This window comes from Chitinophaga pinensis (genome assembly GCF_007896845.1).
GTDB lineage: Bacteria > Bacteroidota > Bacteroidia > Chitinophagales > Chitinophagaceae > Chitinophaga > Chitinophaga pinensis_C.
Genome location: NZ_VOHS01000034.1, coordinates 19,453 through 44,309 on the forward strand (window position 1 = coordinate 19,453; position 24,857 = coordinate 44,309).

The following is a 24,857-nucleotide window of genomic DNA, read 5'->3' on the forward strand; positions in this document are numbered from 1 at the left end:
TCATGTGTGAAACTCACCATATCTTTACAATATGAAACCTGGCAATACAAATGAAAGGACGCCTGGTCATCGTTATGAAATGGAGATTCATGTTATGTGAGAGGTTATGAAACGACTATCCCGCTCTATACAATGAGTGACTCATTTCCGGCTATTGTTTTTATCTAAGTTCAAAATCTAAAACTGATACAAGGGTTATCCTTATCCACAAACCAAAGCACATTATGAAAAAAAGGGGAACATTCCTGACAGCATTGCTGTTGGCACTGTGGAGTTTTGCTATGGCACAGCAGGACGTCACAGTAAAGGGACACATACAGGACAAGCAGGGCAACTCTCTTCCCGGCGTCTCCATCAAGATCAAAGGAACAGCAAAAGGAACGGCGAGCCAGCCGGATGGTAACTTCACCATTCAGGCACCTTCCAATGCCATCCTTGAACTATCTTACGTGGGCTACGAAACACAGGATTTTTCATTAGAGGGCCGTACCCAGGTCTCCATTACCCTGTCTGACACCAAAACAGATCTGAGCGAAGTAGTGGTTATCGGTTACGGTACACAGAAAAAGAAAGATGTTACTACTGCCGTAGTAGCCGTTAATACCAAAGATATCGCAGAGCGTCCCATCACACAGACAGCTGCAGCCCTTCAGGGTAAAGCTGCCGGTGTACAGGTGACACAGCCTTCCGGTAAACCGGGTGCCGCATTCTCAGTAAGAGTACGTGGTGCTACTTCCGTACAGGCTGGTAACGAACCCTTATATGTGATCGACGGAGTGCCAACCACCGATACAAGGGATCTGAATACCAATGACATCGCAACGATTACCGTACTGAAGGACGCTTCCAGTGCCGCTATTTATGGTGCGAGAGCATCCAATGGTGTGGTATTGATCACCACCAAAAGAGGTCGTTCCGGTGATGCGGTGATCAACTTCAATACTTATTATGGTGTGTCTAAGATCGGTAAGAAGATCGATGTACTGGATGCTGCGCAATACAATGACCTGATGAAGGAAATGGGTTACAATGAAATAACCCCAACGGTAACTACCAATTGGTTGGATGAAGTGTTCCGTACAGGCCGTAACCAGAATTATCAGTTGTCAGCTTCCGGTGGTAGCGAAAAATCCCAGTATTTCATTTCTGGTGCTTATACTAAAGATGATGGTATGGTAAAACCTGCGCAGTACAACCGCCGTGTTTTCCGTGCAAACCTGGACAATCAGCTGAAGCCATGGATGAAATTAACTACCAACATCAGCTACTCCAATGTGGATCTCAAAGATGTGAAAGATAATGCGAATGCGGGACGTAATGCGGTAATTCTGGGTGCGTTGAATGCGCCTCCGATCATGGGAATTTATGAGACTGACGCTAACGGTCATCAGCGCTACACCATGAACCCGCATAAATCCGGTTGGGATAACCCGCTGGCAGCGATCGAAGGTCCTACTCAGGGTACAAAAGACAATCGTATTTTGGGTAACGCTGCATTGGATATCAACTTTACCAAAGATTTGAAGTTCAGAACCAATTATGGTATTGACTATGCCAATCACAGCGCTGATTACTATCTCGATTATATCATGACTACACCGGGTCGCCTTGACCATGGTTATGCTACTGCTCAACGTTATAACACGTTGACATGGCTGTGGGAGAACACCCTGAATTACGACAAGAGCTGGAAGAAACACAATCTCTCCGCACTGGCAGGTGTAACTTCTCAAAAGAATAATTATAATGTAAGCAATCAGACAGGTCGCGATTTCCCTGCTGATCCAACTGTAAAAACACTGAACGCTGCAAACCAGATCACGGGTGACACTTACGAATCTCAATGGTTCCTGATGTCTTATCTGGGGCGTGTAATGTATAACTACGACAGTAGATATCTGTTGACAGTAAACTTCCGTGCGGATGGTTCCTCCAAACTGGACAAGAAACATAAGTGGGGTTACTTCCCCTCTGTATCTGCCGGCTGGCGTATTTCTTCCGAGTCATTTATGCAGGATGTGAAAGCGATCAATGACCTGAAACTAAGAGCAGGCTGGGGCCAAAATGGTAACGTAGAAGGCTTGAGTCCGTATGCTTCATTAGGATTAAACAACTTCACCCGTCAGCCAATTACCGATCCGTTGTCAGGTCCCGGTATCACGCTTCCTCCGGGCGCTCCTAATCCTGATCTGAAATGGGAAACAACTACGCAGACCAATATCGGTATTGATCTGAGTCTCTTTGAATCCCGTCTGACGTTCTCGGCTGACGCCTATCTCAAAAAAACAAAGGATCTGCTGCTAAATGTACCATTCCCAAGATCGGCGGAATACCAATACATGGCACGTAACTCTGGTGCACTGGAGAACAAAGGTCTGGAGTTCCTGATCTCATCTGTAAACGTTGATAAGACGGACGGTCTGCGCTGGAGCACTGATTTTAATATCGCTTTCAATCGTAACCGTCTGACTGACCTTCAGCTGACACAGGTATATAACTATGCAGCACCGGAGAACAGAGATTATATCATCACTTTGAGAAAAGGACTACCATTAGGTACTTTTTATGGATATGTAGCGGAAGGTGTTGATCCTAAAACGGGAGATATGATTTATAAAGACGTGAACAATGATGGTAGTGTAACTCCATCCGACCGTACAGTGATCGGTAATGCACAACCTACTTTCACCTATGGTCTGAACAACAATTTGTCTTATAAGAACTGGTCATTGTCATTCCTGTTTCAGGGTTCTCAGGGTAATGAAGTGTTCAACGCTTCCCGTATGGAAACAGAAGGTATGTACGATAGTAAGAACCAATCTACTGAGGTATTACGCCGTTGGAAGACACCAGGTCAGATTACTGATATTCCGCGCTCAACGAATACCAGCGTATCCAATTCCCGTACTTCTTCCCGTTTCGTGGAAAATGGTTCCTTCCTGCGTATGAAGAGTACAACGCTCTCTTACAATCTGCCGAAGAGTGCATTATCCGCGATGCACATCAGCCGTCTGATGGTGTATGCAACTGCACAGAACCTGTTCACTATTACCAAATACAAAGGCTTTGATCCGGAGGTGAATGCTTATTCAGGTGATCCTGCGAATGGTGTAACATTGGTATTGACTACGGTACTTATCCGGTAGCAAGAACTTTTGTCCTCGGTTTAAACCTGTCTTTCTAAACGTTTGAGTTATGAAAAAAACGAATCGTCTCTTCATTATATCTGCTGCACTGGCGACACTGACGCTGGGTGCATGTAACAAAGACCTGAATCTGACACCTCCTTCCAACACTATTGTTGGTAATCAGGGGCAGGGTACTGCGGGTTCTTATATCAAAGACGCGACTACTGCGGAAGCGGCACTTGCCAGCTGTTATTCTTATTTCCGTAGTGGTTCTTCAGAATATTACGTACTGGATTATTTCAATATAAGCGAAGGTCAGTCTGATAATGCTTATGCAGGTGCGGACAACGCTGCCGGTTTTGAGATTGACGAATTCCGTATGCTCTCTACCAATGCATGGGCAAGCCGTGACTGGGGATATCTCTACAACCAGATCACCGCATGTAATTCCCTGATCGCAAACGTACCAAACGTAACCGACCCTGCGCTCAGTTCGGGTCGTAAAGCACAGATCATAGGCGAGGCGCAGTTCATCCGCGCACGTGCTTACTTTGATCTGGTAAGGATCTTCGGTGATGTACCATTAGTATTAACGGAGTTGCCTACGATCACTGCTGATAATCTGGAACAGATATATCCATTGCTGTATCCTGCACGTAAAAGTGTAGACAGTATTTATGCACAGATCAATGCTGACCTGAAAGCGGCTGTAGAAGTGGTACCCACTTCCGGTGTAAATAAGGGTTATGTAAGCAAAGGGGCTGTTTACACGCTGCTGGCAAAAGTAGCCGCTACTCAAAAGCCGGTTAACTGGGCAGAAGTTGAGTCCTATACTAATCAGGTAATTGCATTAGGTTACAGTCTGTTACCTGTATATGATCATCTGTGGGATGGTGCGCATGAGAACTCTGCCGAATCCATCTTCGAACTGAACTTTGATGGCTGGGATACGGGTGGTAACTGGGGTACCAGTATGTTCCTGGGTACAGACTGGAAGAAGTTCTGTAATCCAAGCAATGACCTCGTCCGTGCCTATCAGCTGGAAAAAGATACCGTACGTTTCAGATCAACGATCACTTTTGCAAACGTAAATGGTAAATGGGGTGATGCCCGTCTGCCTCTGGATAGTTTCCCTTTCTTTTATAAAATGCGTAAGACTGACGCCAGTCAGAACATTATCATGTATCGTCTGGCAGATGTACTGTTGCTGAAAGCAGAAGCGTTGAATGAACAGGGAGATGTAGCTGGTGCGAACACTATTGTTACACAGATCCGTGAGCGTGTCAAACTGAAACAACTCAACATCACAGATCAGGCAGCCATGCGTCTGGCTATTGAGAAAGAGCGTCGTCTGGAACTCGCTTTCGAAGGTAACCGCTGGCAGGACCTCGTACGTACAGATCGTGCGATCCCTGTAATGCAGGCCGTTACAGATGGAAAAGGTGTAAACCTGGGCTATCACCTGACAGAGCAGAGCTTATTATGGCCTGTTCCGCAGAGTGAGATGGACCAGAACACCAATCTGATACAGAATCCCGGCTATTAAATGTGGATATAAGATAGCGTTAACGAACAAATGTAAGGTCTCGTCTCAACGGAGACGGGGCCTTCTTTTTACCTGAAAAATCAGCTTCACAAGAAAATATAGACGTATGAACAAGAAATTATGGGTGTACACTTGTTGTCTGGGGCCTTTCTGGCTGCTTGTAACAACGGGCAGCAGCAAAGTGGTAGTGGCGGACAGCATGATTCTGTAGCCGTTTATCTGACAACGCCTGATCAGCAGCAGTTGTTTGTTAAACAGGCTGCTTTAGGTAAAACTAAAGATACTTCCGCTATCAATATCGTGATGGATACTACGCGTCAGTTTCAGGAGATAGAAGGCTTTGGCGCTTCTGTTACAGGTTCTTCTGCTTATGTGATGCAAAATTATATGTCCGCCGAAAAGCGTCAGGCTTTACTGGAAGAGTTATTCGGCACAGAAAATGGCCTCGGCATCAACTATATCCGTATGTCTATCGGTGCGTCTGACTTTTCTACAGATCCATATAGCTATGATGATATGCCGGCCGGCCAGCGGGATGATTCACTGGCACATTTTACGATCGCTCATGATGAGAAAGATGTAGCTCCTGTGTTAAAGCAGATCAGTGGTATCAATCCCGATATTCATATCATGGGTAGTCCGTGGAGTCCGCCGGGATGGATGAAGACCAGCGGTAAACTGGAAGGAGGCTCTTTACGTCCGGATGCCTACGCCGTATACGCGCGTTACTTTGTGAAATATATTCAGGCGTTTGCAGCAGCAGGGGTGAAAATTACCGCCCTGACGATGCAGAATGAGCCGCAATATGAAGCTGCTTATCCGAGTATGAAAATGACAGCGCCTGAGCAGGGAGCTTTTATTAAAGATCATCTGGGACCTGTGTTGGAAAAAGAAGGATTGAATAAGCAGGTATCGGTGATGTTGTTTGATCATAACTGGAATAGTCCGGAGTATCCGATCTCTATTCTTGATGATAGTGCTATGGCTAAGTATACTGCTGGTGCGGCGTTTCATTGCTACGAAGGAGCAGTAGGTGCGATGTCGAAAGTACATGATGCGCATCCTGAGAAGGGTTTATATTTTACGGAGTGTTCTGGTGGCAGCTGGTCTCCGGAGTTTGCGGATAACCTGCAGTATATGGTGCGTCAGTTGTTTATCGGGACGATGAATAACTGGTCGAAGAATGTCTTGTTATGGAATATGGCATTGGATGAGAATAATGGTCCGACTACGAATAAGCCAGGGGCTGGTAAAGAGAATCGTGGTTGTATGACTTGTCGTGGTGTGGTGACGGTGAATTCTAAAGATGGTGGTGTGACGCGTAATGTGGAGTATTATGCTATTGCGCATTTTAGCAAATTTGTGCGGCCGGGGGCGAAGCGGGTTTATTCTTCTGCTCTGGCGGATAAAGGGGTGGAGAATGTGGCGTTTTTGAATGCGGATGGTTCGCGTGTGATGGTGGTGATTAACACGACTAAGGAAGAGCGTACTTTCTCTGTACAGGAGGGGGATATCGTCAACTATGGATTACAACCGGGTGCTGTGGTTACACTGGTTTGGAAGTAATAGTTTAATTGGTTTTTGTTTATGGCACAGCGGCTTCGGGCATACCGGGGCCGCTGTAGTTTTTAGCATCGGCGTACGTCTTAGCCACTGCGTTTTTATTGGAAGGTTTTGAGTTGTATGCTGGGGGATACGCTGCGGTTTCAGATGGTGTCGCGGACTGGTGCCCGTTGAGGATATGATTTAGCTTTTGGAGATGGTCTTAGTCTCTGCGTTTTTATTGGGAGGTTTTGAGTTGTATGCCGGGGATAAGCTGCGGTTTCAGATGGTGTCGCGGACTGGTGCCCGTTGAGGATATAATTTGGCTTTGGGTCATGGGCTGTGGGTTGGGGCATTGTTGGGCGGTAGCTTTTTGCAGGGGACGGGCTAAGGTCCGCTTTACCATCTGAAAGCCTTCGCTTTATTCCCGGGTTTCTATTGGGGAAGGGAGGGTTGAGGTATTAGGGCGTACTGCGGGTGTTGGATAGGGTTATTTATGGTCATGCGCTATGCTGTGCTGTGCTATGTTGTGCTGTGTTGTGTTGTGTTATGTTGTGTTGTGTTGTGTTGTGTGCGTTGTGTGCGGTGTGGGTGTGTTTTGTTACATGTATTGTATGTGCGGCGTTTTACCTGCGTTTGGGTTTGGGGAATCGGATGTCTGGTATAAGTGACTGAGACTGTAGTTGTTGTCGTATGGTCTTTTTGTGGGATTGTTGAGGGAGGCATGTATAAGTGGATGAAAACTACGTATATTTGTTGACGCTGTCTATTATTTCGGGCTGAAGTGTTTATGGGAGTGGAAAAAGATCTGTCTGGTAGGTAGGGGAGTGTGGTTAGCGGTGTCTGGTAATAATGGTGACAGTGTTTACGCTTACGTTATGTTTCAGTTCAGGTTTAATGTCTGCGGACAGGTCGGATGGCGCAGGGTGATGCGCGATAGTTGATGTAATAAGCTTATGTACCTATGAAGAGTCCTTTAGTCCTTGCTATGGTATCGTGTTTTTCAACCTTGCAGTTGCATGCGCAGATTCGTTGGAAAATGCATTTAATAAATACGGTTTTAGCTGTGAGATCGCATCAGATGGGTTTACGACCAGCTATATTTTTAAGCGACAATGGAGAGACAGGGATGAGATCATTCATCTCTATCAGACTACACATACAGAAGGTCAGTACAAGGCTTTCGTAGAGTTTGCCCTGCCGCAGGTGCAGATCAGCTTTCATAAAGTGGAAGAAGTCTTGAGTGATATAACGAAGGTTTCTTCGTTTATGCATCATACTATTCAGAGTAACTGTCTTCGTCAGATGCTGGATGAAAATACCCATCTGAATATGAAGAATTACATGCTGGCGGTGAATACAGAAGAAGAGAAAATGCATTTTATCAATTATCTGCATCAGTTTTATGAAGTTTGTGCAAGACCCTTTTTTCAGGAATATACCAACCTTGAGCAGGTAGATTGTCACCTGTCCGATCTTACCGATAAAGAAGCCGACTATTTCATTTATGGAGAAGGTAATACCTCCATTCACAGAAGGTTGATTATCAAAGCACTCGCCGTAATCCCAGTACCTTTCCTTATTATCAATACCTCGAAGCAGCATTATCTGCCAGAAAAGATAAGTCTATGACCTACAATAATATGTACAATCTGCTCCTGAAGATTGGTGAAAAGCTGGCCATAAACCAGAACAGGTACAGTAAACAACGCCCCCTTTAATTAGCAAGAAGATTACAGCTGAGTACCTCAGATATACCACTATGCCAACCATTTCCGGCATATCAATCATCTCTGTCATCTTATATCACTTATCACTTCTATCATTTCCACCATTTCCATCACTATCATTACTTCCATCACTACCATTACCTTCATTACCTTTCATGTTCCCCATATTTCTCCTATTTATAATACGCTTCATGTAAACCTATATCAGGACTATACCCTCATTCGATCTGGATTTTACTGTGTCAGGAACATGATTCATAGATTTCCCGTAGATAAGCCGTAGATACCCGTATATAAGCCCTTCCTATAGATACGGATTATATACGGCTTATCTACGGCTTATCTACGAGAACACAATGGTTTATAACAAATTACGAAACGAAGCTAAAACGGTACTAAGCTAGTTTGTCCTGAATGCCCCTTGTAACAGCAAAAAACAGGTCGGACACGTCGCATATATGACGCATCTCCGGGAGATCCATGCCTGAAAAACAACATACAATAAACCAACATTTCCAGAACACCCTGCACCAAGCTACCGCTCAAACTCCCTCACCCTGACCCCATTGCCCAAGCCCAATCATGCACTTAACGGGCGTCATTTCGCCGGGCTCTGAAACCACAGCAAAAGCCGCCTCAACCACCCCCCAATCCCACAGAAAAAACCTCGAATCACAATTCCCTCTTCCGCCAATAAATAAATAGACCACCGCTTCCAGCGGAGTTTCAGATGGTCCGGCGAACCTTAGCCCGTCCCCTGCACCCAGCTGCCGCTCAAACACCCTGACCCCATTGCCCAAAGCCCAATCATGCACTTAACGGGCGTCAGTTCGCCGGGCCGTCTGAAACCACAGCAAAAGCCGCCCCAACCACCCCCCAACCCCCACAGAAAAAACCTCGAATCACAATTCCCTCTTCCTCCAATAAATAAATAGACCACCGCTTCCAGCGGAGGTTTCAGACGGCCCGGCGAACCTAGCCCGTCCCCTGCACCCCGCTACCGCTCAACACCCCTCACCCCTGAACCCCTTGTCCAAAGCTCAATCATGCACTTAACGGGCGTCAGTTCGCCGGGCTATCTGAAACCACAGCAAAAGCCGCCCCAACCCTACACCCCAAACCCAATCACGCATTTAACGGGCGTCAGTTCGCCGGCCGTCTGAAACCACTGCAAGCCTAAAAAAAAGAAAAGCTGGCCAGAATGAACTCCGCCAGCCAGCAATAAATAAAAGCGTCTGTTAATGCATCATCACACCTTCCAGCTCTTCGAGCGTCTTCCCCTTCGTCTCCCGCACATTCCGCATATAAACACAAACCCCGCTAAACACACCGCGCATAAATATAAAACGTACCATCTTTCAGCTTATCAAACAGCATCGGGAAAGTAAACACCAACACAAAGTAAGCCGCCCACAAACACAACACCGCAAACGACGTCGCTGCACTCCTGATCTTATTAGGAAAGATCTCCGCAATCAACACCCAGGTCACCGGTGCCAGAGACATCGCATAAGTACCGATAGCCGCCAACAAATACCACGACACATGCTCGGAACCCGCCGACAACATCCGCACAACAACAATATACAGGACCGTCAGACCACCAGCACCAATCACATCAGAGGCTTCCGACCCAATTTATCCACCAGCAACATCGCCAGAATGGTAAAGACAAGATTGACACCTCCAATGAATACCGTCTGTAACAGCTGACCATCCTGAGATACACCAATGCTTTTGAAGATCCGCGGTGTATAGTTAAACACCACATTGATACCACAAAATTGCTGGAAGATCGCGAGGATAATACCCACTACAACCGCAGGCAATACTGCCTTACGGAAGATATGTCCATAGCTGACGCGTTCATTCCCGTCAGAGAATTTGAATAACAGACAAAGACTCAGTTGCAAATGATCACCACCAATACGGTTCAGCACCGTCCGCGCTTCCGCTGACCTTCCGGCTTTTACCAGCCAGCGTGGACTCTCCGGTAACCATAAAGCCCCCAGAAAGAAGAGCAGGGAAGGAAGGACACCGAGACCAAACATCCACCGCCATGCATCATCACCATGATTACGCAGACCGTAATTGATAATATTGGTAACAAGGATACCGGTAACGATCGTCAGCTGATTGATTGCCACCATACGCCCGCGAAGATGCGCAGGAGATACTTCTGCAATGTACATCGGTGACAGCATGGATGCCATACCAACACCAATACCAGCTACGAAACGGAAGGCGATAAAGACGTTTCTGTCAGGGGCAACCGCCATAGCAAGAGAAGAGATGCCGAAGATAGCAGAAGCCACGAGAAGGCCCTTTTTACGGCCGTATTTGTCAGCCATTGTACCGGCGACTATACCCGACGATCGCTCCTAATGCCAGACTACCCGTAGCAAATCCCTCCCAATAAGCATCCAGTCCGAACTGTTGCTGCAGAAAAGGCAGCGCTCCCGCGATCACAGCGAAGTCAAAGCCAAATAAATAGCCTCCAAGGGCAGAAATAAAAGAAATACCCAGTATGTAGGAGCTGTTGAATGATGATTGTTTCATAACGGAATATCGCTGCGGTAAATTAAAGTAAAGAAATTATTGCACATCAAAAACGAAGACCGTTTTCCGGCGGTAGGTGTCTCCCGGCCGGAGGATCGTTTCAGGAAATTGCGCGTGATTCGGACTATCAGGAAATGCCTGTGTCTCAAGTGCTACGGCACCATGCTTAAGATAAGGAACACCCTGTGGGCCTGTAATACTGCCATCCCAATAGTTCGAACTGTAAAGCTGTATACCGGGTTGGTCGGTGAAGACGCGGAGCACACGACCGCTTTCCGGATCTTCCAGTTCTGCAGCAGGAATATTCTCAGCATCATAAGGACGGAGTACATAGTTATGATCAAAACCCATGTCGGCTGGCAGGAGGTCAATATATTGACCCACCGCACGACTATGCGAAAATCAAGCGGTGTTCCGGCTACCGGAAGTAGTTGTCCGGTAGGGTGTTGCTGCTGTTCTTTTCGGTGTAATTATCCGCGTTGATACGCAGCAGGTGCTTTGTGACAAGCGGATTATCAAACCCGGTCAGATTGAAATAAGAGTGGTTCGTCAGACTTACCGGTGTTGCTTTATCTGTGGTAGCAGTATAGGTGATCGTCAGCCGGTTGTGACGGTCGAGTAGATACGGACCAGCACACTGAGTGTCCCGGTATAGCTTTCTTCTTCGTCAGGGCTGGTATAAGCCATTTGTGATGCTGGCCTGTTCGTCGTTTTCACTGCATTGTATCACCTGCCAGACCTTTTTATGAAATCCATCAAAACCACCATGCAGATGGTTACTGTCATTGTTGACTGGTAATTGGTAGTTGACACCGTCGATCGTCAGTTTTCCACGGCTATCCTGTTGGCATAACGGCCTACGGTAGCACCAAAGTAAGCCAGGTTTTGCCAGTAGGCATCCGGGTGACTGAAACCCGCTACAATGTTTTTACGCAGGCCATCTCTGTCGGGTGCATAGATGGCAGTAATGGTAGCACCGAGGTTGATGAGTTCTACCCGGATGGCTGCATTTTCAAGTATGATCTGCTCCAGCGGCTCTCCGCCAGCCTCTCCATAAGTGGAGCGGGTAGCGGAGAGTGTCTGGTTTTGTATGTTTAGCATAGAATAGTCCTCGTAAATGGATTAAAGGTAGCGCCCTGAATTTACATCCAGCATCAGTACTTCGTCGAGATGGTGTTGGCCTTGTTGCTCCTGTTGTAAACCAAGATAACCTAATCCCATCAGATAGAGACAGTGAATACGGTTGCGTTGGTTCAGGTCGATGTCAAATACCAGCATATCCGGCAGGGAAAGGCAAAAATAGTCTATGCGGATCTCATCATGCAGATGTGCCTTACCAAACTGTATGAAGCGATCAAAGATCTGTGCAGCTTTTTCTGGATGTCCCAACTGCTGCCAGGCCAACGCCTGATAGACGATCTTGTCAGGCTGCGGATCGTTGTAATAGATCGCCTGTACCGGTTCGCTGATACCAAGGGTAGCGGCCATAAACTTTTCTTTCGCAGTTTCATGTTGTCCGAGACCTGCATAAGCACAACCCATCAGATAATGAAGGTCGTTTTCCTGTGCGCCGTAGAGTTTTCCTTCACCGAGGTTTCCGGATAACTTTCCAGTGCCTGCAGGAGAGAAAGCGCAGTTTCGTATTGTTCCTGATCAATCGCCTTTCTTGCCAGTGCTGTATGGCAAAGGATATATTGCCCTACCACCTTTCCTTCACCGCCTTCCCATGGATGGAATTGGCGTTGCGACAGGAGTCTGCGTGCCTGCTCAAATTCACCTAAGTTATTATAGAGCGTCACTCTTTCAAGGTACAGATCATCTCTCATTTCCACCAGCTTCATATTGTTTTCCAACAGAGACAATCTTTCCTGTGAAGACCGGCCGGTAATCTTGTACAGCTGGTCCAGTTCCATGAGTATACGGGCATCATCCGGCGCCAGCGCAAATGCTTTTTCCATTGCATTGACGGCAGCCGATTTCTGATGTAGTTTGTTATAATAAGCCAGTGAGAGATTCCTGTGTACGGTAGCATAGGTATCGTCCAGTGTGGCGGATTGATCCCAGCAGGCGATGGCTTCCGTGTACTGACGTTTATCGTACCAGAGATTACCCAGATAATAAGCTGCTTTGGCATCGGTCGGATTGTGTGCCAATGCATCCTGCAGGATCAGTACTTCTTCTATTTTGTTAGGGAAGCAGTAATCAGGGGATTGTGTAGCTGCTTTACGATAGAAGCCCAGCGCCTGCTCTGGTAATTTACTACGACTGGCAAACCATCCCATGTAATAATACAGGAGCGGAGAAGCACTGTCGTAGGTATCGATATAAGATTGCAACAATGTGATCGCAGTATCAAAAGCGCCTGCAGAGGCGTAGTCCAGTGACAATTCAAGATAATTGTTGATGGAACCGTGCATCAATGAACGCATGCGTTGTAATACATTGCTGTCGTTGCTGAGCAGATACCATTCAAACAGACAGCCGTAGTTAAACGGATCGATCTGCAATGATTCCTGTGCAAAGGCAATTGCATCTTCCTGCAAACCTTTTTCCCGCAGGATGATCGTTTGCAGATGACGGGCAGTATGGTTGTGGTAGTTGCGCACGAGTGATTTTTTTACCAGTGACAAAGCATCATCCCATTTACCATTGGCGGCTGCGATACGTGCCAGCATCAGGAAGCCGCTATGTTGCCATGCGTCATTCCAGGTGGCTTTGAAGAAGATATCATATGCCTCAGCGGATTTTCCCTGTAAGAGGAGAGAACAACCAAGGTTATAGTATACTTCACCATCATAAGGATTCGGATTACGGCTGGTCATGGTTTGATTGCCATTCTGAAGTAAGGTTCCGCTTTGGCAAATTGTCCGCGACGCAGCAATAATAAGCCCATCGCGTTATTACAGCGAATGTCTCCCGGACTTCTTCTCAATCCTTCTTCATAGTAATCAACCGGATTGAAAGTTGCATGACGGTATTGTTCCAGATGATGGCCGTTCAGATAAAGGTCTTCCACCTGCTCAATATCTTTGGCAATTTTGCTGCGGATGCAGGCGGTGGTATTTCATGCGTAACTGGTTTCTCTGGTTGCCAGGATACCAGTTCACGTCCGTTTTGATCTGCAACGATGACCTTCCATTGTTCTGGTACCACTGATGTGCTACAGTCGTAAGTAGTTGAAAAGGCGCATATGGAGACAGTGCCGCCGCAAATGTTTTTACTTCCTTACCATCCTGTAATATACGAACGCTGGCATCTTTATAGAGGGCTGTTGCATATATTTTGATATGTAATTGCTGTCCTTCCCACTCCATATTCAGCATGGCCTCTTTGGTCGCATTTTTCACTACGCCGGTCTGCGCATAAGGCATGAAATACTGTTCGAAGGTTTTGCCTTCATTGGGTTGTAACCATGAGAAGTCGGGCTGGTTATCGGTGAACATGCCTGTCATCAGTTCGATGTAAGGACCGTCTTCATCTGTCAGATTTCTATCCCATGCATAACCGAAGTCACCATTCCCCCAGGTCCATTGTTTTTTACCGGGGATACATGATGGTCTGCCACATGTAGCATACCTGCCTGTGTATCGTGTTCATAGCAACCCATGAAATCGTATTCCGAACGGATGGCCATGTAGGAGGTTGGTACAGGAATGGTATGGTAACGGGAGATATCTGTACCCGGTGCATAGTCTACTTTGTAATAGGTACCTGTAGCGATCGGGAAGTCAGATACATCTCTTTTCCCGTGATCGAATACAGCATATACATCCGGTGGAAATACTGACTGATAGTGCTCATTTACTTTTACTGCCGGGTTAGCCCACCAGAGGAACGTCTGAGGGAACATTGTCCGGTTAAATAAACGACCTTTTATTTCGAGATATGCTTTGTCAGGATACAGAGTAAAACCTGCCATCCCTTTGGTACGGAACATTACTTCTACTTCATTCACCCAAACCGTTTTGCTGCCATCTGCATTTTCTTCTACAGCATAGTCTACTGCCTGGAAGGTGCTGGGACGATGGTGCTGCGGCCAGTTGAATTCAATACCACCAGAGATCCACGGACCTGCCAGTCCTACAAGGGCCGGCTTGATCACCTGATTATAATACACAAAATCACGCTGTCTGATCTTATCATATGCCCTTTGGATACGTCCGCCGAGTTCCGGCAGGATCATAATCTCGAGGAACTCATTTTCAAGGAACACAGCATTGTATTCCTGCGAACTTTTCTCATCTGCTATCTGCTCGATAACAGGATGTGGATACACCACGCCACTGCTGCCCTGATAAACTCTTTTTTCAAGGAACATCGGATGTTTTTCCGGTGTGCCGGTCTTGTAGGTAGGAATGGATACTTTTTCAATCCGGACTGTCACTTCCATATAGTCTCTCTTTATGTTTTATTCATTTAATTACGTGGAACCAGTTTGACGAGTAATGCATCTTTTGCCGGAATACTGAGAGTAAAGGATGCTTGTCCTTTACGGATCTCACCCAGCAATGCGTTACTCAGGAAATCCCTGATCTCATAGTCTCGTTTATCTTTTAAAACTGTGGCGGTTTGCCAGCTGCTTTCGAATGGTTTATCCTGCAGGAAATTGAATGCTGCCAGCAAGGTGGTATCTCCCTTATGATAGAAGGTAAGCTGCTGGTCCTGCGTATCACCCTCAGACATGCTGATGGGAGTGAAGGCGGCAGGATGACTGAACCATGCGCAGAGAGCGGGATGATCGAGGAACTTTCTGAAGCGTTCTGCCGCAACAGGCTGACGCAGGTCAGAACCATCTCCGAGTATACTACCCATTACCATCATGGCATACAGGCGTACCTTGATCTCCTGTTCGCTGAGATCCGGATTTTGCTGGAAGTTCTTCATCACAACAACATCCAGGTTGGTGAAGGGCCATAAAGTACCCTGCATCCACCACATATGAGAACCGGCAGCTAAGGATGCGGCGGTACTGCCATAGTGTGGGAATCCCGGCTGATCGTCTCTCAGATGAGAATAGACGTCGGTAGAAACGAAACGCGTGTGTGCATACTGATGCGGGAACATGGGTGAAATGGCCATAGTGAGGAAAATATCTGGTCCCATGATGGAATCAACGAGAGACCGCAACATCTTCATTCCCTCACTATAGGCCTGCATTCCCGAACGGATATCTTTATTGTAGCGTGTACTGGATTCCAGCGCTCCTGCTGTCAGGAAGTCAATTTTGATAAAAGTGGCATGGATGGCTTTTGCTTTTAGCAGCTGCTGTATGATTGATTGTCTGGTAGCTGGATGGGAAGGGTCAATGGCATAAGCAGCCCAATCGCCTTCCTTGTACATGATGGGTTGTTTGTTACCATCGCGTAGTACTACTTCACTGAGCGGTGTTTGTGTGCCGGAGAGTTGTTGCGTTTCAACGGTGTTCTTCCAGGTCCATACGGCAAAGGGGATGAAATAGAAGCCCATCTGCTGTCTGTTTTTACGACCATGTTCTCCGATAGCTGCCAATACTTCAGTGGTGTAAATCGATTGGTCATAGGAGTCAATACTAAGCACCGGCGGCGCATATTTATTGAAATTGCTCATGGATGCTATAAAATCGGATGTCTTTAATACATCTGGCGGCATCATAATCTTTGTATAGCCTAATACATTCTCCACGCCAAAGCTGTTCCAGTAGAACGGTGCGTTCCCTTTCCATTCACTTTTTCCGGCTGTTTGTACGTTAGCTTTTCCGTAAGCCGTGAATGCCAGACGGGTATCCGTTGTGGCAGAGAGGAAGATCAGCGGAGAGGAGACCGTCCGGCCCTGCATGGCGCCGTGTGGGAAATGATCGTGTGTACCATCAAGACCACCATAAGCAGGTGGCAGATTACGATCATCCGGCGTAGCTGCGCCACCATATACGATAAAGGAATCAATACGGCCATTTACTTTTCCCGCTCCGTAGCGGATGCCTGTTTTCCAGAAGTCATGCGTGACACTACCGGCTACCAGACCGGAAAGGGTCTGTTGGTCGTAGATGGAAGTGAATTCATAACTGATGCCAGACAGAGATGGCCACTGCCGGGTGACAATCGGTACCCAGTTATCATTGTCGAAGGGCACATCGAGGAGGCGGGAATTACTGCCTGGAACAGACAGATAACTCTGTTGCCCCGGGAGTATGGTTAATGGAGAGATGTTACGCGTTTCCAGCGTAGTATTGCCTGTCGCCTGTACTTTCAGCAGCAGGTGAGCGGCTTTTTCATAGATGGTAATCTGTTGTTCCAGTTGTAGTGCTTTGGCAGGATCACGGTGGGTCAGGTGGAGTAATATCCCCCGGCCATTCGCATCCTGAACAGGTGTTGTGTTGCACTGGTGCCGGGAAAAGTCGGTGCTTGACAATTGCCCGGCCTGTGTCTCGTTTATCGTCGCCACGGTATGCTGTAGCCGTACGCCGTTGCTGAACTGATAATCAATATAACCGCTATAGGTATGAACCGTCAGGCGGACATACGCATTAGATATGACCGTACTATCCGGTTTTATACTGATTTTCTGTGCCTGTGCTGCTCCTGCTGTCATGCAACATAGCAGACTGCCCAGTGATATTTTGCCGAAATAATTCATCGATTGCTGACCTGTATTTGTAATTGTGGATGGTTGTAACCAGTGACCGTTACGTTGTCGGTAATGCTGATAACGTGGATTCCTGTGTTGATTTTTATAAGTTCAAATTTCGTTCTTGGGGAGAAGCGGGGAAATAGGGTATCTTATGAAAATGATGGATTATTTTCTGGTTTTTGTATCTTGGGTAATATTCCAGCGTCATGAAGGAAAAGATATTAAAGAAAAGAGAGGGGTTTGAGGGGCAGCAACTGATTGTAGTGCCCAGAAAAATATCGGCTGATTTCCTGACCCAGGATCCGATCACGCGCCAGCTGTACATTACAGATATCGGGTATTATCCTAAAGCGCGGTATCATTATATTAAACGGCCGGCGGGTATCAGCCAGCACATTATTATATACTGTATAGAAGGGAAGGGATGGATTGAGATAGATAAAAAGCGGGTGGATATATTGCCTTCGCAGTTTGTCATTATTCCGGCCAATACGCCGCATAAATATATGTCGGAGGAGCAGGAACCATGGACAATATACTGGATCCATTTCAAGGGAGAGATCGCTGCATATATTGTCGGACTGATCCTTCAAAGGGCCAAAAACTTCAGACTGCATCTTACCTATAATGAGAACAGGATCCGTCTTTTTGAAGACATCTGTATCAATCTGCAGAAGGGCTATGGAGATGATAACCTGCGTTATGTAAACATGATTTTCAATCATTTCCTCTCTTCGCTATTGTATGAGGAGCAATTCAATCATGCCGGTCAGGAGGAGCGGCAGGATATTATCGGTCAGACCATCACCATGATGCAGGAGAAGCTGGATAAGTTAATCACGCTACAGGAGTTTTCAGCGTATGCGGGTTTATCGGTGTCACATTTTTCCGCTGTTTTCAGAGAGAAAACCGGTTACTCACCCATAGAATATTTCAATCATCTGAAAATACAGAAGGCCTGCCAGTACCTGTTGTTTTCGGTGGCAACCGTGAAGGAGATTGCAGCGAAACTAGGCGTGGAGGATCAATATTATTTTTCCCGGATGTTTTCCAAGCTGATGGGCATGTCGCCTTCGGAATACCGGAACAGGAACAAAACGGCTGAACATTAAAAGGCCCTGTATGACAATTGCCGGCGCAATATGTCATACAGGGCTATCAGAAAGTGGGGCGTTCCCCGGTAAATACAAAACTACTCTACTACAAATCCGTACTTCGCCAGATTCTCTTTTGTAGCTGCATAAGTGACGTGCTGGAGGCCGTTAATACCCAGTCCTTCTGCCACAGACACAAACATGGCACGGTCATCAACATATAATACTTCTTCCGGTTTCACAAGGGCGATGTCCAGTGCTATTTTCCAGATGTCTGCATCCGGTTTTCTGAAATGAACAAAGCAGGAGGAAATGAAGAAGTCTACAAATTTGTTGATACCGAACTGACGGATACGGTATTCATTCAATTCCCGGCCTTCATTATTGACAATGGCAATCTTAACACCGTATTTCTCCTTGATCTTACAAACCAGCTCTATCATTTCGGGGATAGGGGTCGTACGGGAGTACATAAACGACTTGAATTCCTCTTCGCTGAAAGTACGCGGTTCGTAGAAAACCGTTCTTTTCAGGTATTCGTCGAGGGTTAGTTTCCCTTCTTCGTAAGTGTCAAAAGTAAGGTGATGGCGTTCTTCCAGTTCGGGAAGATCCAATGAGAACGTGGCTGCTGCTTCTCTTCTGGCGGCCCGGTCCCATCCATTGCTCAGTAGTACGCCGCCTATATCGAGGAACAATGTGGTGATTTTTGAATTCTGCTGCATATGTTAAAGGTAATTGACAAATAAATTAAAGATCGCGCATTCTGTAGTTAAAATTATGGAACCTGTTGTTTTTTTCATGCTCCGCTAGTAAAATCTGTTTTTGCAAACGTAGTATAAGGGGATTCAATTGCTCCTGTATATGAAGGATCATCAATATAGCCATTTTTGGAGTCTTTTACTGCTTTTCTGGATACTCGGTGCTCTGTCCTGCCGTAAGGAAGAAACAGGGCCTCTTACACCCCTTTCTGAGGGAAATCAGTGGATACTGGACAGCATGCGGGTATATTATTACTGGAATGACCAGTTACCGGCACGTCCTGCCCCGGATCCGGATGCCCGTCAGTTTCTGTCAGGCCTGTTGCATCCGGCAGACCGTTTCTCCTATCTGCTGGATCCTGATCATCCTTTAACGGCCTATTCTTCGTTTGCCTATTACGGTCTGGAATATGCCTTTACGCAGGTGAAAGAAGCCGGGGACCGCTGGGTGGGCATTGTCACCCTTGCCGTACCGGGAGGATCTGCTGCTGCACAGGGGCTGAAAAGAGGAGATATGTTTACCGCTGTCAATGGACGGGAGCTGACACCATCTTCTGCCGATGCCTTACACCAGCTATTGAAAGAAGGGAAAGGAGTGACCCTGAAGACTGTTCGTATCGAAAACGGGACTTTACAGGAAGTAGCCGGTATTATGTTGCCGCCTACCCATTTTACGGAGCAGCCGGTGTATCTGGCAAAGGTATTTACAACAGAGGCCTCAAATACCGGATACCTCTTTTATAATTACTTTGATGGTCGTTTTGATCAGCAGTTGCTGGACTCCCTGTATAAACTCAAACAGGCAGGAATACGTAATCTGATACTGGACCTGCGTTATAATCCGGGAGGAGACGTCTCGTCTGCAGCCCTGATAGGAGCTGTAGTGGCACCGGTACAGGCGGACGAACAATTCGTCACTTATAAAGCCAACCGGAACGGTGGTATCATTCAAAATACCTTTCAGGATGCGCTTGATGACGCTCCTTACCAGCGATATACGTTTGATGCATTGTTGCCGTACCGGCTGAACCTTGAGAAACTGATCATCCTGACAACTGCCAGTACGGCTTCAGCGGCGGAATTACTGGTGAATAATCTGTCACCTTATATGACCGTCATTCAGATAGGTGGGAAGACCATGGGAAAAGACATGGCCAGTTTTGCCATCAGCGACCAGCGTCCTGCACCGAAGGTCAATTATACCCTTTATCCGCTGGTATTTAAACTATATAATGCGGCAGGCAAGGGAGATTACAGTGCCGGATTGACGCCCGGAATACTGGCGGATGAGTTTTCCCGGTTGCCATTACGGGCGTTGGGAGATGAAAATGACGTATTGATTGAACAGGCACTGGAAAAAGCAGGAGGAAGAATAGCCGGAAAAGTATTGCCCGGCCGCCCTTCGTTTACTTCTTCGGAAGCGAGAAGCCGGTTTTTTCCTCCAATTATAAAAAAAAGATAGTCCGGACTAGTAAAACTGTTTTTCTCATCCGTAGTTAATATGTATAAACATCATCAATGAACAGCGACCTGTTAAAAAAATATCTGGATGGACAGTGTACACCGGAGGAAGAAAATGAGGTTTTAAAGTACCTGGAACAAGGAAATGAAGCGGAAGTACACAGGCATATCCTCTCACTGGAAGAGACGGTGGATAGCCACGTGCCGGATAGGGTGAGTGAGTCGCTGTTGGAAAATATTCATAGTAGTATCAATGCCCGTAGCAGAAAAGGAATGGTGTCGAAGATCAAACGCTGGCAGGTAGCCGCAGGTATTACGATCCTGATCGCAGTGTCCGGTATTGCTTTCTGGTCCTCCAGACCGAAACTGAAAGAACAGGAACAGGATGCATGGATTTCGCTGCGCAACGACGGACAGGAAGTAAAGAAAGTCAGCATGCCGGACGGTACCAGTATCTGGCTGAATGCACGGGCGGCACTTTCTTATAATGAAAGCGCCTATAATGACAGGGAACGTGAGGTGACGGTAACAGGGGAGGCCTTCTTTGACGTAGCAGGAGATCCGGGCCGGCCTTTCCGGGTAAAGACGGGGAATGTTACAACAGTGGTATTGGGTACCGCATTCAATATCGAACACTACGAAAACGAGCATGATATACGCGTCACACTTGTACAGGGGAAGGTGGAGATATCGGCAGACAAGGAAAAATACATTCTTTCACCCGGTCAGCTGATGAGTTATGATGTTGAGAAGCATTCCATGGAGGTACGTAGTACGGATATCGGTTCAACAAAAGAGTGGCTTAGCGGTCAGATAGTATTTAATGATCTGCCACTGGAAGATGTTTTAAAAAGAGTAGCTACAACCTATAAAGTAGATATTGTTTGCCGGCAACCGGCAATCCTGAATGGAAAGAGGCTCACCGGCACCTATATGCGGAAACCGCCGGCTGAGCTGTTAAGAAAAATTTTATTTGTACACGGCCTGCACCTGGAAGAAAAAGCAGGAAAGTATATCATCAGGCCATAAAAAACACATTCCGGTATTTATAGATAAAAAGGGCACCTCGTGCACCTTAACTGTAGTGTATTGTCCAAAGGGTAAATTAAACGAAACTATGTTCCTTACTTTGAAAGTCGCATCTGAAACAACAAAAAAGAAATTCTTTTTAACTGTCTTATTTATTTCCTTATGCCTGCCATTTACCTATGCCCAGCAGGGAGTCAGTGCATTGAGGGATGCGATCACCTGCAATATGGAACGTGCCACGCTCGACGAAGTATTGCTGGCAATAGGTAAACAAACGAGATATACATTCTCTTACGATAAACATGCTGCTGCCAATACGAGTATCAGGCATGCTGTATTTAATAAACAGCCGCTTGGTAAAGTGCTGACGGATCTGCAACAACAGGCAACGCTGGTATATGATGTAGATGACAGACAGATCTCGGTAAGAATAAGCATGACTCCCCGTCAGGCGGTAGCACAGCCTAAACCGGGATTGATCAGTGGCCGTGTGATAGACGAAAAAGGAGAGATGCTGCCGGGAGCTACTATTCACATCATCGAAGTGAATAAAGGCATGCAGAGTAGTGTGGACGGTACCTATAATATAGAAATACCGGCTGGTACATACACCATGGAAGTTCGTTTCATCTCATATCTGAGCCGTCGCATTACGGGTATCACTGTAAAAGCTGGTGAAAACACGCCGCTGGATATATCTATGAAACCTTCCTCAAAGTCACTGAATGAGGTCGTGATCACGGCAGATTACAGAAAGGCTTCTATTGAAGGTATGTTCGCCCGTCAGAAGAGTAGCGCCGCTACGATTGACGGTATTGTGAGAGAGCAGATCCTGCGGACGCCGGATAATAATGTGGCGCAGGTGCTGAATCGTGTAAGCGGATTGAATGTACAGGATAACCGTTTTGTGATTGTACGCGGACTGAGCGATCGTTATAATAACGTGCAGCTGAATGGCTCGCTGTTACCAAGTACAGAGCCGAATGCCCGCAACTTTGCATTTGATGTGATACCTAGTGCTTTGATTGATAATGTGGTGGTATATAAAACGGCTACACCTGATTTGCCGGGCGAATTCTCCGGTGGGGTAGTGGATATGACGACAAGAGATATTCCGGTGGAGAACTTTGTACGTATTAAGCTGGGCACAGGCTTTAATACGAAAACTACCGGTAAAGATTTTTACGGACCGGAAAGAGGTAAATATGATTATCTGGGTTTTGATGATGGTTCCCGCAAATTGCCTGTTAGTTATAAGGCGGGCGAATATGCAAAGCTGATCACAGAGGGTTATTATGGAGGTAATGACGAAAGCCGTAAAAAGTATGGCGCTATCAGTGCGGAATTCCCGAACAGATTTACCATGTATCGTTTTAGCGGAAGACCTGTACAGGACTATGAACTGAACATCGGCAGGGTAAAACAGTTGAAGGATGGTAAGCGCTTCGGTGGCATCTTTGCTATTACCTACAGAAACCAGCAGACGGCACAGGACTATATCGATCATGCGCCTATTCAGATCCATTATTATGAAGGGAAAGAATATCTCTTCGAAAATAACCTCAGTGGTTTGCTGAATCTGGGTTATTCTTTTGGCAAACACAAATTGGGCATGAAGAGCATCTTCACCCAGAAGTTTACGGAAAGAACAAGATTATACAAAGGACAAAACCTTTATTCAGGTACAGATATCGATGCCTTTTCCAATTTTCCATTATACAATACCATCTTCCAGAGCAAGCTGGAAGGAGAACATACGCCAGGAAAGAAAGGTTTCAAGTTTAATTGGAATGGAGCATTTCCCTTACCAACAGGAAGGAGCCGGATAATAAACGTGTGATGGGGGAAAGGGCACAGGGAGCAGATATCTTCGGATATGTGTATAATGATGCCAACCAGCTACGTACCAGTACTTACTTCTCTGACCTGAAAGAGCGCAGATATACCTGGAGCGCTGAAGGTTCTCAACCCTTTACATTAGGTGGTTTGCAGCAAACAGTGAAAGCGGGTTATCAGGGTACCTACAGGAAGGCTGATTTTGAGGCAGAACAATTTAGCATAAGACCAGATGCAGGGGCTGTTGACCTGCAGGGGAAGCTGGTAGGCCTCCCTTATTACAATGTGTATTCCAGAGAAAATTTCGGATATGATAAGCTGATCTATTTTTCCATGCTGGCTTCTGAGAATCAGGATCGTGGACGTGCGAATGGTTATGATGCATATCAGCGTCTGCATGCAGGTTACCTGATGTTGGATGGCCATCTCGCTAAAAAGTTACGTTTCGCTGGTGGTCTGCGTGTAGAAAAGAATTACATGAGTTCTCTGACACTGGATACCCGTGCGAAGCGAGATGGTACGATCAGTCTGACAGATACTGTAGTGACAATAGACAAAACTGATTGGTTACCGTCTGTCAACCTGATTTATGAGATCACCCCGAAATTCAATGTAAGGGCTTCTTATTATCATTCAGTAGCAAGACCTGACCTGAGAGAATTATCATTCTTTGAATACTATAAGCCGGAAGAAGACACGTGGATCAGTGGTGATGATCTGCATCCGACGGCTATCAGAAATGTGGACCTGCGCGTAGAGTTCTATCCATCTCCACAGGAACTGATCTCGTTCTCCGCATTCTATAAAAAATTCAAGGATCCGATAGAGTTACAGCTGGAAGCAGCTATGATACCGTCCCACGTACTGGCTATGCAGTATGTAAATATGAAGTCAGCAACCGATCTGGGTTTCGAACTGAATTTCCGCAAGTCGGCAGGCTTCATTAATGAGACATCTGAGTTCCTGAAAAACCTGTATGTGTCCGGTAACTTCTCATATCTGAATGCAAAGGTGGAGTATGATGCGGAAGTGAGGATACGTGTTGACGACAACAAAGAGATTATACAACCCGCCAAGCGTAATCGTCCGTTGTTTGGTCAGGCGCCTTACATCATCAATGGTGGTTTGATCTATACCGGCAGTCATCTTGGATTTAATCTGGTATACAACAGGGTAGGGGAGCGTATCATCTATGGTTCAGAACTGGACGAGTATAATGAATATGAGAAGGCGAGAGATGTAGTGGATCTGCAGCTGAGCTACCGGTTTATGAAGAACAACAAAGCGGAGATCAAGCTGAATGCGGCAGACATGCTGAATCAGCCGGTAATAAGATACTACAATAACCACAAGAATATATGGAGGCCCGACGCTTCAGGAGTTCCCGGTCAGTTTGACCAGTATGGAAACCTGATCATTCCGGAAGACCCCAGCGGCAAAAGATATGACAGCCGCTATGATGAACTGAGACGTAAGTTCTGGTACGGAAGGAACTTTACGGTAAGCGCCAGTTATACTTTCTGAGTTTAATTATTGAAAACCTGTTTAGCTCGATATAGATTGTTTAT

At 46.3% G+C, this 24,857-nt stretch carries 19 protein-coding genes and 2 pseudogenes; 9 read left to right on the plus strand and 12 right to left on the minus strand.

Translation table 11 applies throughout. From position 1 onward, the window contains the following. Window positions 1–224: 224 nt before the first annotated feature. The 4 genes from FEF09_RS23210 to FEF09_RS23225 all read left to right on the plus strand — a co-directional run bounded on the left by FEF09_RS23210 (window position 225) and on the right by FEF09_RS23225 (window position 7,848). Window positions 225–3,146, plus strand: a complete 2,922-nt coding sequence (locus FEF09_RS23210; protein ID WP_222597085.1) for a SusC/RagA family TonB-linked outer membrane protein — start codon at window positions 225–227, stop codon at window positions 3,144–3,146. 49 nt (window positions 3,147–3,195) lie between these two features. Beyond that, a complete protein-coding gene (locus tag FEF09_RS23215; protein WP_146307323.1) occupies window positions 3,196–4,674 on the plus strand; it encodes a RagB/SusD family nutrient uptake outer membrane protein in 1,479 nt (492 codons plus the stop codon). A gap of 120 nt (window positions 4,675–4,794) precedes the next feature. Then, entirely contained in the window at window positions 4,795–6,240 is a 1,446-nt protein-coding gene (locus tag FEF09_RS23220) for a glycoside hydrolase family 30 protein (protein ID WP_146307324.1), read from the plus strand. Window positions 6,241–7,248: 1,008 nt separating this feature from the next. Next, window positions 7,249–7,848: a hypothetical protein gene (locus FEF09_RS23225; RefSeq protein ID WP_146307325.1), complete on the plus strand. Its 600-nt coding sequence runs from the start codon at window positions 7,249–7,251 to the stop codon at window positions 7,846–7,848. A gap of 1,418 nt (window positions 7,849–9,266) precedes the next feature. Here FEF09_RS23225 and FEF09_RS33495 read toward each other — a convergent pair. From FEF09_RS33495 to FEF09_RS23245, 11 genes and pseudogenes are all read right to left on the minus strand, one after another. Then, window positions 9,267–9,563: an MFS transporter gene (locus FEF09_RS33495; protein WP_261387694.1), complete on the minus strand. Its 297-nt coding sequence runs from the start codon at window positions 9,561–9,563 to the stop codon at window positions 9,267–9,269. Further along, the gene (locus FEF09_RS33500; protein ID WP_261387695.1) at window positions 9,560–10,297 is read right to left on the minus strand and encodes an MFS transporter; all 738 of its coding nucleotides are present in this window, start codon (window positions 10,295–10,297) and stop codon (window positions 9,560–9,562) included. Before FEF09_RS33500 ends, FEF09_RS33495 begins: the two co-directional genes overlap by 4 nt. Then, window positions 10,290–10,505, minus strand: coding sequence for a hypothetical protein (locus FEF09_RS33505; RefSeq protein WP_261387696.1), 216 nt, complete (start codon window positions 10,503–10,505; stop codon window positions 10,290–10,292). Before FEF09_RS33505 ends, FEF09_RS33500 begins: the two co-directional genes overlap by 8 nt. A gap of 36 nt (window positions 10,506–10,541) precedes the next feature. Then, window positions 10,542–10,889, minus strand: coding sequence for a hypothetical protein (locus FEF09_RS33510; protein ID WP_261387697.1), 348 nt, complete (start codon window positions 10,887–10,889; stop codon window positions 10,542–10,544). A 34-nt stretch (window positions 10,890–10,923) separates the two neighbouring features. Next, window positions 10,924–11,606 (minus strand): annotated as a pseudogene (locus FEF09_RS34935) (hypothetical protein). A gap of 21 nt (window positions 11,607–11,627) precedes the next feature. After that, a complete protein-coding gene (locus tag FEF09_RS30885; RefSeq protein WP_186774479.1) occupies window positions 11,628–12,047 on the minus strand; it encodes a hypothetical protein in 420 nt (139 codons plus the stop codon). Next, a complete protein-coding gene (locus FEF09_RS30890) occupies window positions 12,047–13,327 on the minus strand; it encodes a tetratricopeptide repeat protein (protein ID WP_186774480.1) in 1,281 nt (426 codons plus the stop codon). Before FEF09_RS30890 ends, FEF09_RS30885 begins: the two co-directional genes overlap by 1 nt. Next, window positions 13,324–13,521: a hypothetical protein gene (locus tag FEF09_RS30895; RefSeq protein ID WP_186774481.1), complete on the minus strand. Its 198-nt coding sequence runs from the start codon at window positions 13,519–13,521 to the stop codon at window positions 13,324–13,326. Before FEF09_RS30895 ends, FEF09_RS30890 begins: the two co-directional genes overlap by 4 nt. A 4-nt stretch (window positions 13,522–13,525) precedes the next feature. Then, on the minus strand, window positions 13,526–13,957 hold the full coding sequence (locus FEF09_RS33520) for a hypothetical protein (RefSeq protein WP_409994880.1): 432 nt from the start codon (window positions 13,955–13,957) through the stop codon (window positions 13,526–13,528). Window positions 13,958–13,975: 18 nt separating this feature from the next. Further along, window positions 13,976–14,895 (minus strand): annotated as a pseudogene (locus FEF09_RS30900) (DUF5107 domain-containing protein); the annotation flags it as partial. Between the two features lie 26 nt (window positions 14,896–14,921). Further along, on the minus strand, window positions 14,922–17,117 hold the full coding sequence (locus FEF09_RS23245) for a hypothetical protein (protein WP_146307326.1): 2,196 nt from the start codon (window positions 17,115–17,117) through the stop codon (window positions 14,922–14,924). A 200-nt stretch (window positions 17,118–17,317) separates the two neighbouring features. Between FEF09_RS23245 and FEF09_RS23250 the strand changes: the two genes are divergently transcribed. After that, window positions 17,318–18,223: an AraC family transcriptional regulator gene (locus FEF09_RS23250; RefSeq protein WP_146307327.1), complete on the plus strand. Its 906-nt coding sequence runs from the start codon at window positions 17,318–17,320 to the stop codon at window positions 18,221–18,223. An 80-nt stretch (window positions 18,224–18,303) separates the two neighbouring features. Here the strand turns inward: FEF09_RS23250 and FEF09_RS23255 are convergent, their stop codons facing one another. Continuing rightward, window positions 18,304–18,927 (minus strand): HAD family hydrolase, encoded by a 624-nt coding sequence (locus tag FEF09_RS23255; protein ID WP_146307328.1) that lies wholly within the window; start codon window positions 18,925–18,927, stop codon window positions 18,304–18,306. A 139-nt stretch (window positions 18,928–19,066) separates the two neighbouring features. Here FEF09_RS23255 and FEF09_RS23260 point away from each other — a divergent pair, with 139 nt between their 5' ends. From FEF09_RS23260 to FEF09_RS23275, 4 genes are all read left to right on the plus strand, one after another. Then, window positions 19,067–20,425 carry a S41 family peptidase gene (locus tag FEF09_RS23260; RefSeq protein ID WP_146307329.1) on the plus strand — a complete coding sequence of 453 codons (1,359 nt, stop codon included), beginning with the start codon at window positions 19,067–19,069 and terminating at the stop codon, window positions 20,423–20,425. 56 nt (window positions 20,426–20,481) lie between these two features. Further along, a complete protein-coding gene (locus FEF09_RS23265; protein ID WP_146307330.1) occupies window positions 20,482–21,453 on the plus strand; it encodes a FecR domain-containing protein in 972 nt (323 codons plus the stop codon). Between the two features lie 88 nt (window positions 21,454–21,541). Continuing rightward, window positions 21,542–23,293 (plus strand): TonB-dependent receptor, encoded by a 1,752-nt coding sequence (locus FEF09_RS23270; RefSeq protein ID WP_146307331.1) that lies wholly within the window; start codon window positions 21,542–21,544, stop codon window positions 23,291–23,293. Further along, on the plus strand, window positions 23,239–24,813 hold the full coding sequence (locus FEF09_RS23275; protein ID WP_146307332.1) for a TonB-dependent receptor domain-containing protein: 1,575 nt from the start codon (window positions 23,239–23,241) through the stop codon (window positions 24,811–24,813). Before FEF09_RS23270 ends, FEF09_RS23275 begins: the two co-directional genes overlap by 55 nt. Window positions 24,814–24,857: the final 44 nt, after the last annotated feature.

Bases quoted from the DNA above. Each gene is read 5' to 3' on its own strand.
- FEF09_RS30890 (WP_186774480.1), bottom strand. From the start codon at position 13,327: ATGACCAGCCGTAATCCGAATCCTTATGATGGTGAAGTATACTATAAC.
- FEF09_RS33505 (WP_261387696.1), bottom strand. From the start codon at position 10,505: ATGAAACAATCATCATTCAACAGCTCCTACATACTGGGTATTTCTTTT.
- FEF09_RS23270 (WP_146307331.1), top strand. From the start codon at position 21,542: ATGTTCCTTACTTTGAAAGTCGCATCTGAAACAACAAAAAAGAAATTC.
- FEF09_RS33500 (WP_261387695.1), bottom strand. From the start codon at position 10,297: ATGGCTGACAAATACGGCCGTAAAAAGGGCCTTCTCGTGGCTTCTGCT.
- FEF09_RS30885 (WP_186774479.1), bottom strand. From the start codon at position 12,047: ATGGGTTGTGCTTATGCAGGTCTCGGACAACATGAAACTGCGAAAGAA.
- FEF09_RS23265 (WP_146307330.1), top strand. From the start codon at position 20,482: ATGAACAGCGACCTGTTAAAAAAATATCTGGATGGACAGTGTACACCG.
- FEF09_RS23245 (WP_146307326.1), bottom strand. From the start codon at position 17,117: ATGAATTATTTCGGCAAAATATCACTGGGCAGTCTGCTATGTTGCATG.
- FEF09_RS23250 (WP_146307327.1), top strand. From the start codon at position 17,318: ATGAAGGAAAAGATATTAAAGAAAAGAGAGGGGTTTGAGGGGCAGCAA.
- FEF09_RS23255 (WP_146307328.1), bottom strand. From the start codon at position 18,927: ATGCAGCAGAATTCAAAAATCACCACATTGTTCCTCGATATAGGCGGC.
- FEF09_RS23260 (WP_146307329.1), top strand. From the start codon at position 19,067: ATGAAGGATCATCAATATAGCCATTTTTGGAGTCTTTTACTGCTTTTC.
- FEF09_RS23215 (WP_146307323.1), top strand. From the start codon at position 3,196: ATGAAAAAAACGAATCGTCTCTTCATTATATCTGCTGCACTGGCGACA.
- FEF09_RS23220 (WP_146307324.1), top strand. From the start codon at position 4,795: ATGGGTGTACACTTGTTGTCTGGGGCCTTTCTGGCTGCTTGTAACAAC.
- FEF09_RS33520 (WP_409994880.1), bottom strand. From the start codon at position 13,957: ATGACAGGCATGTTCACCGATAACCAGCCCGACTTCTCATGGTTACAA.
- FEF09_RS23210 (WP_222597085.1), top strand. From the start codon at position 225: ATGAAAAAAAGGGGAACATTCCTGACAGCATTGCTGTTGGCACTGTGG.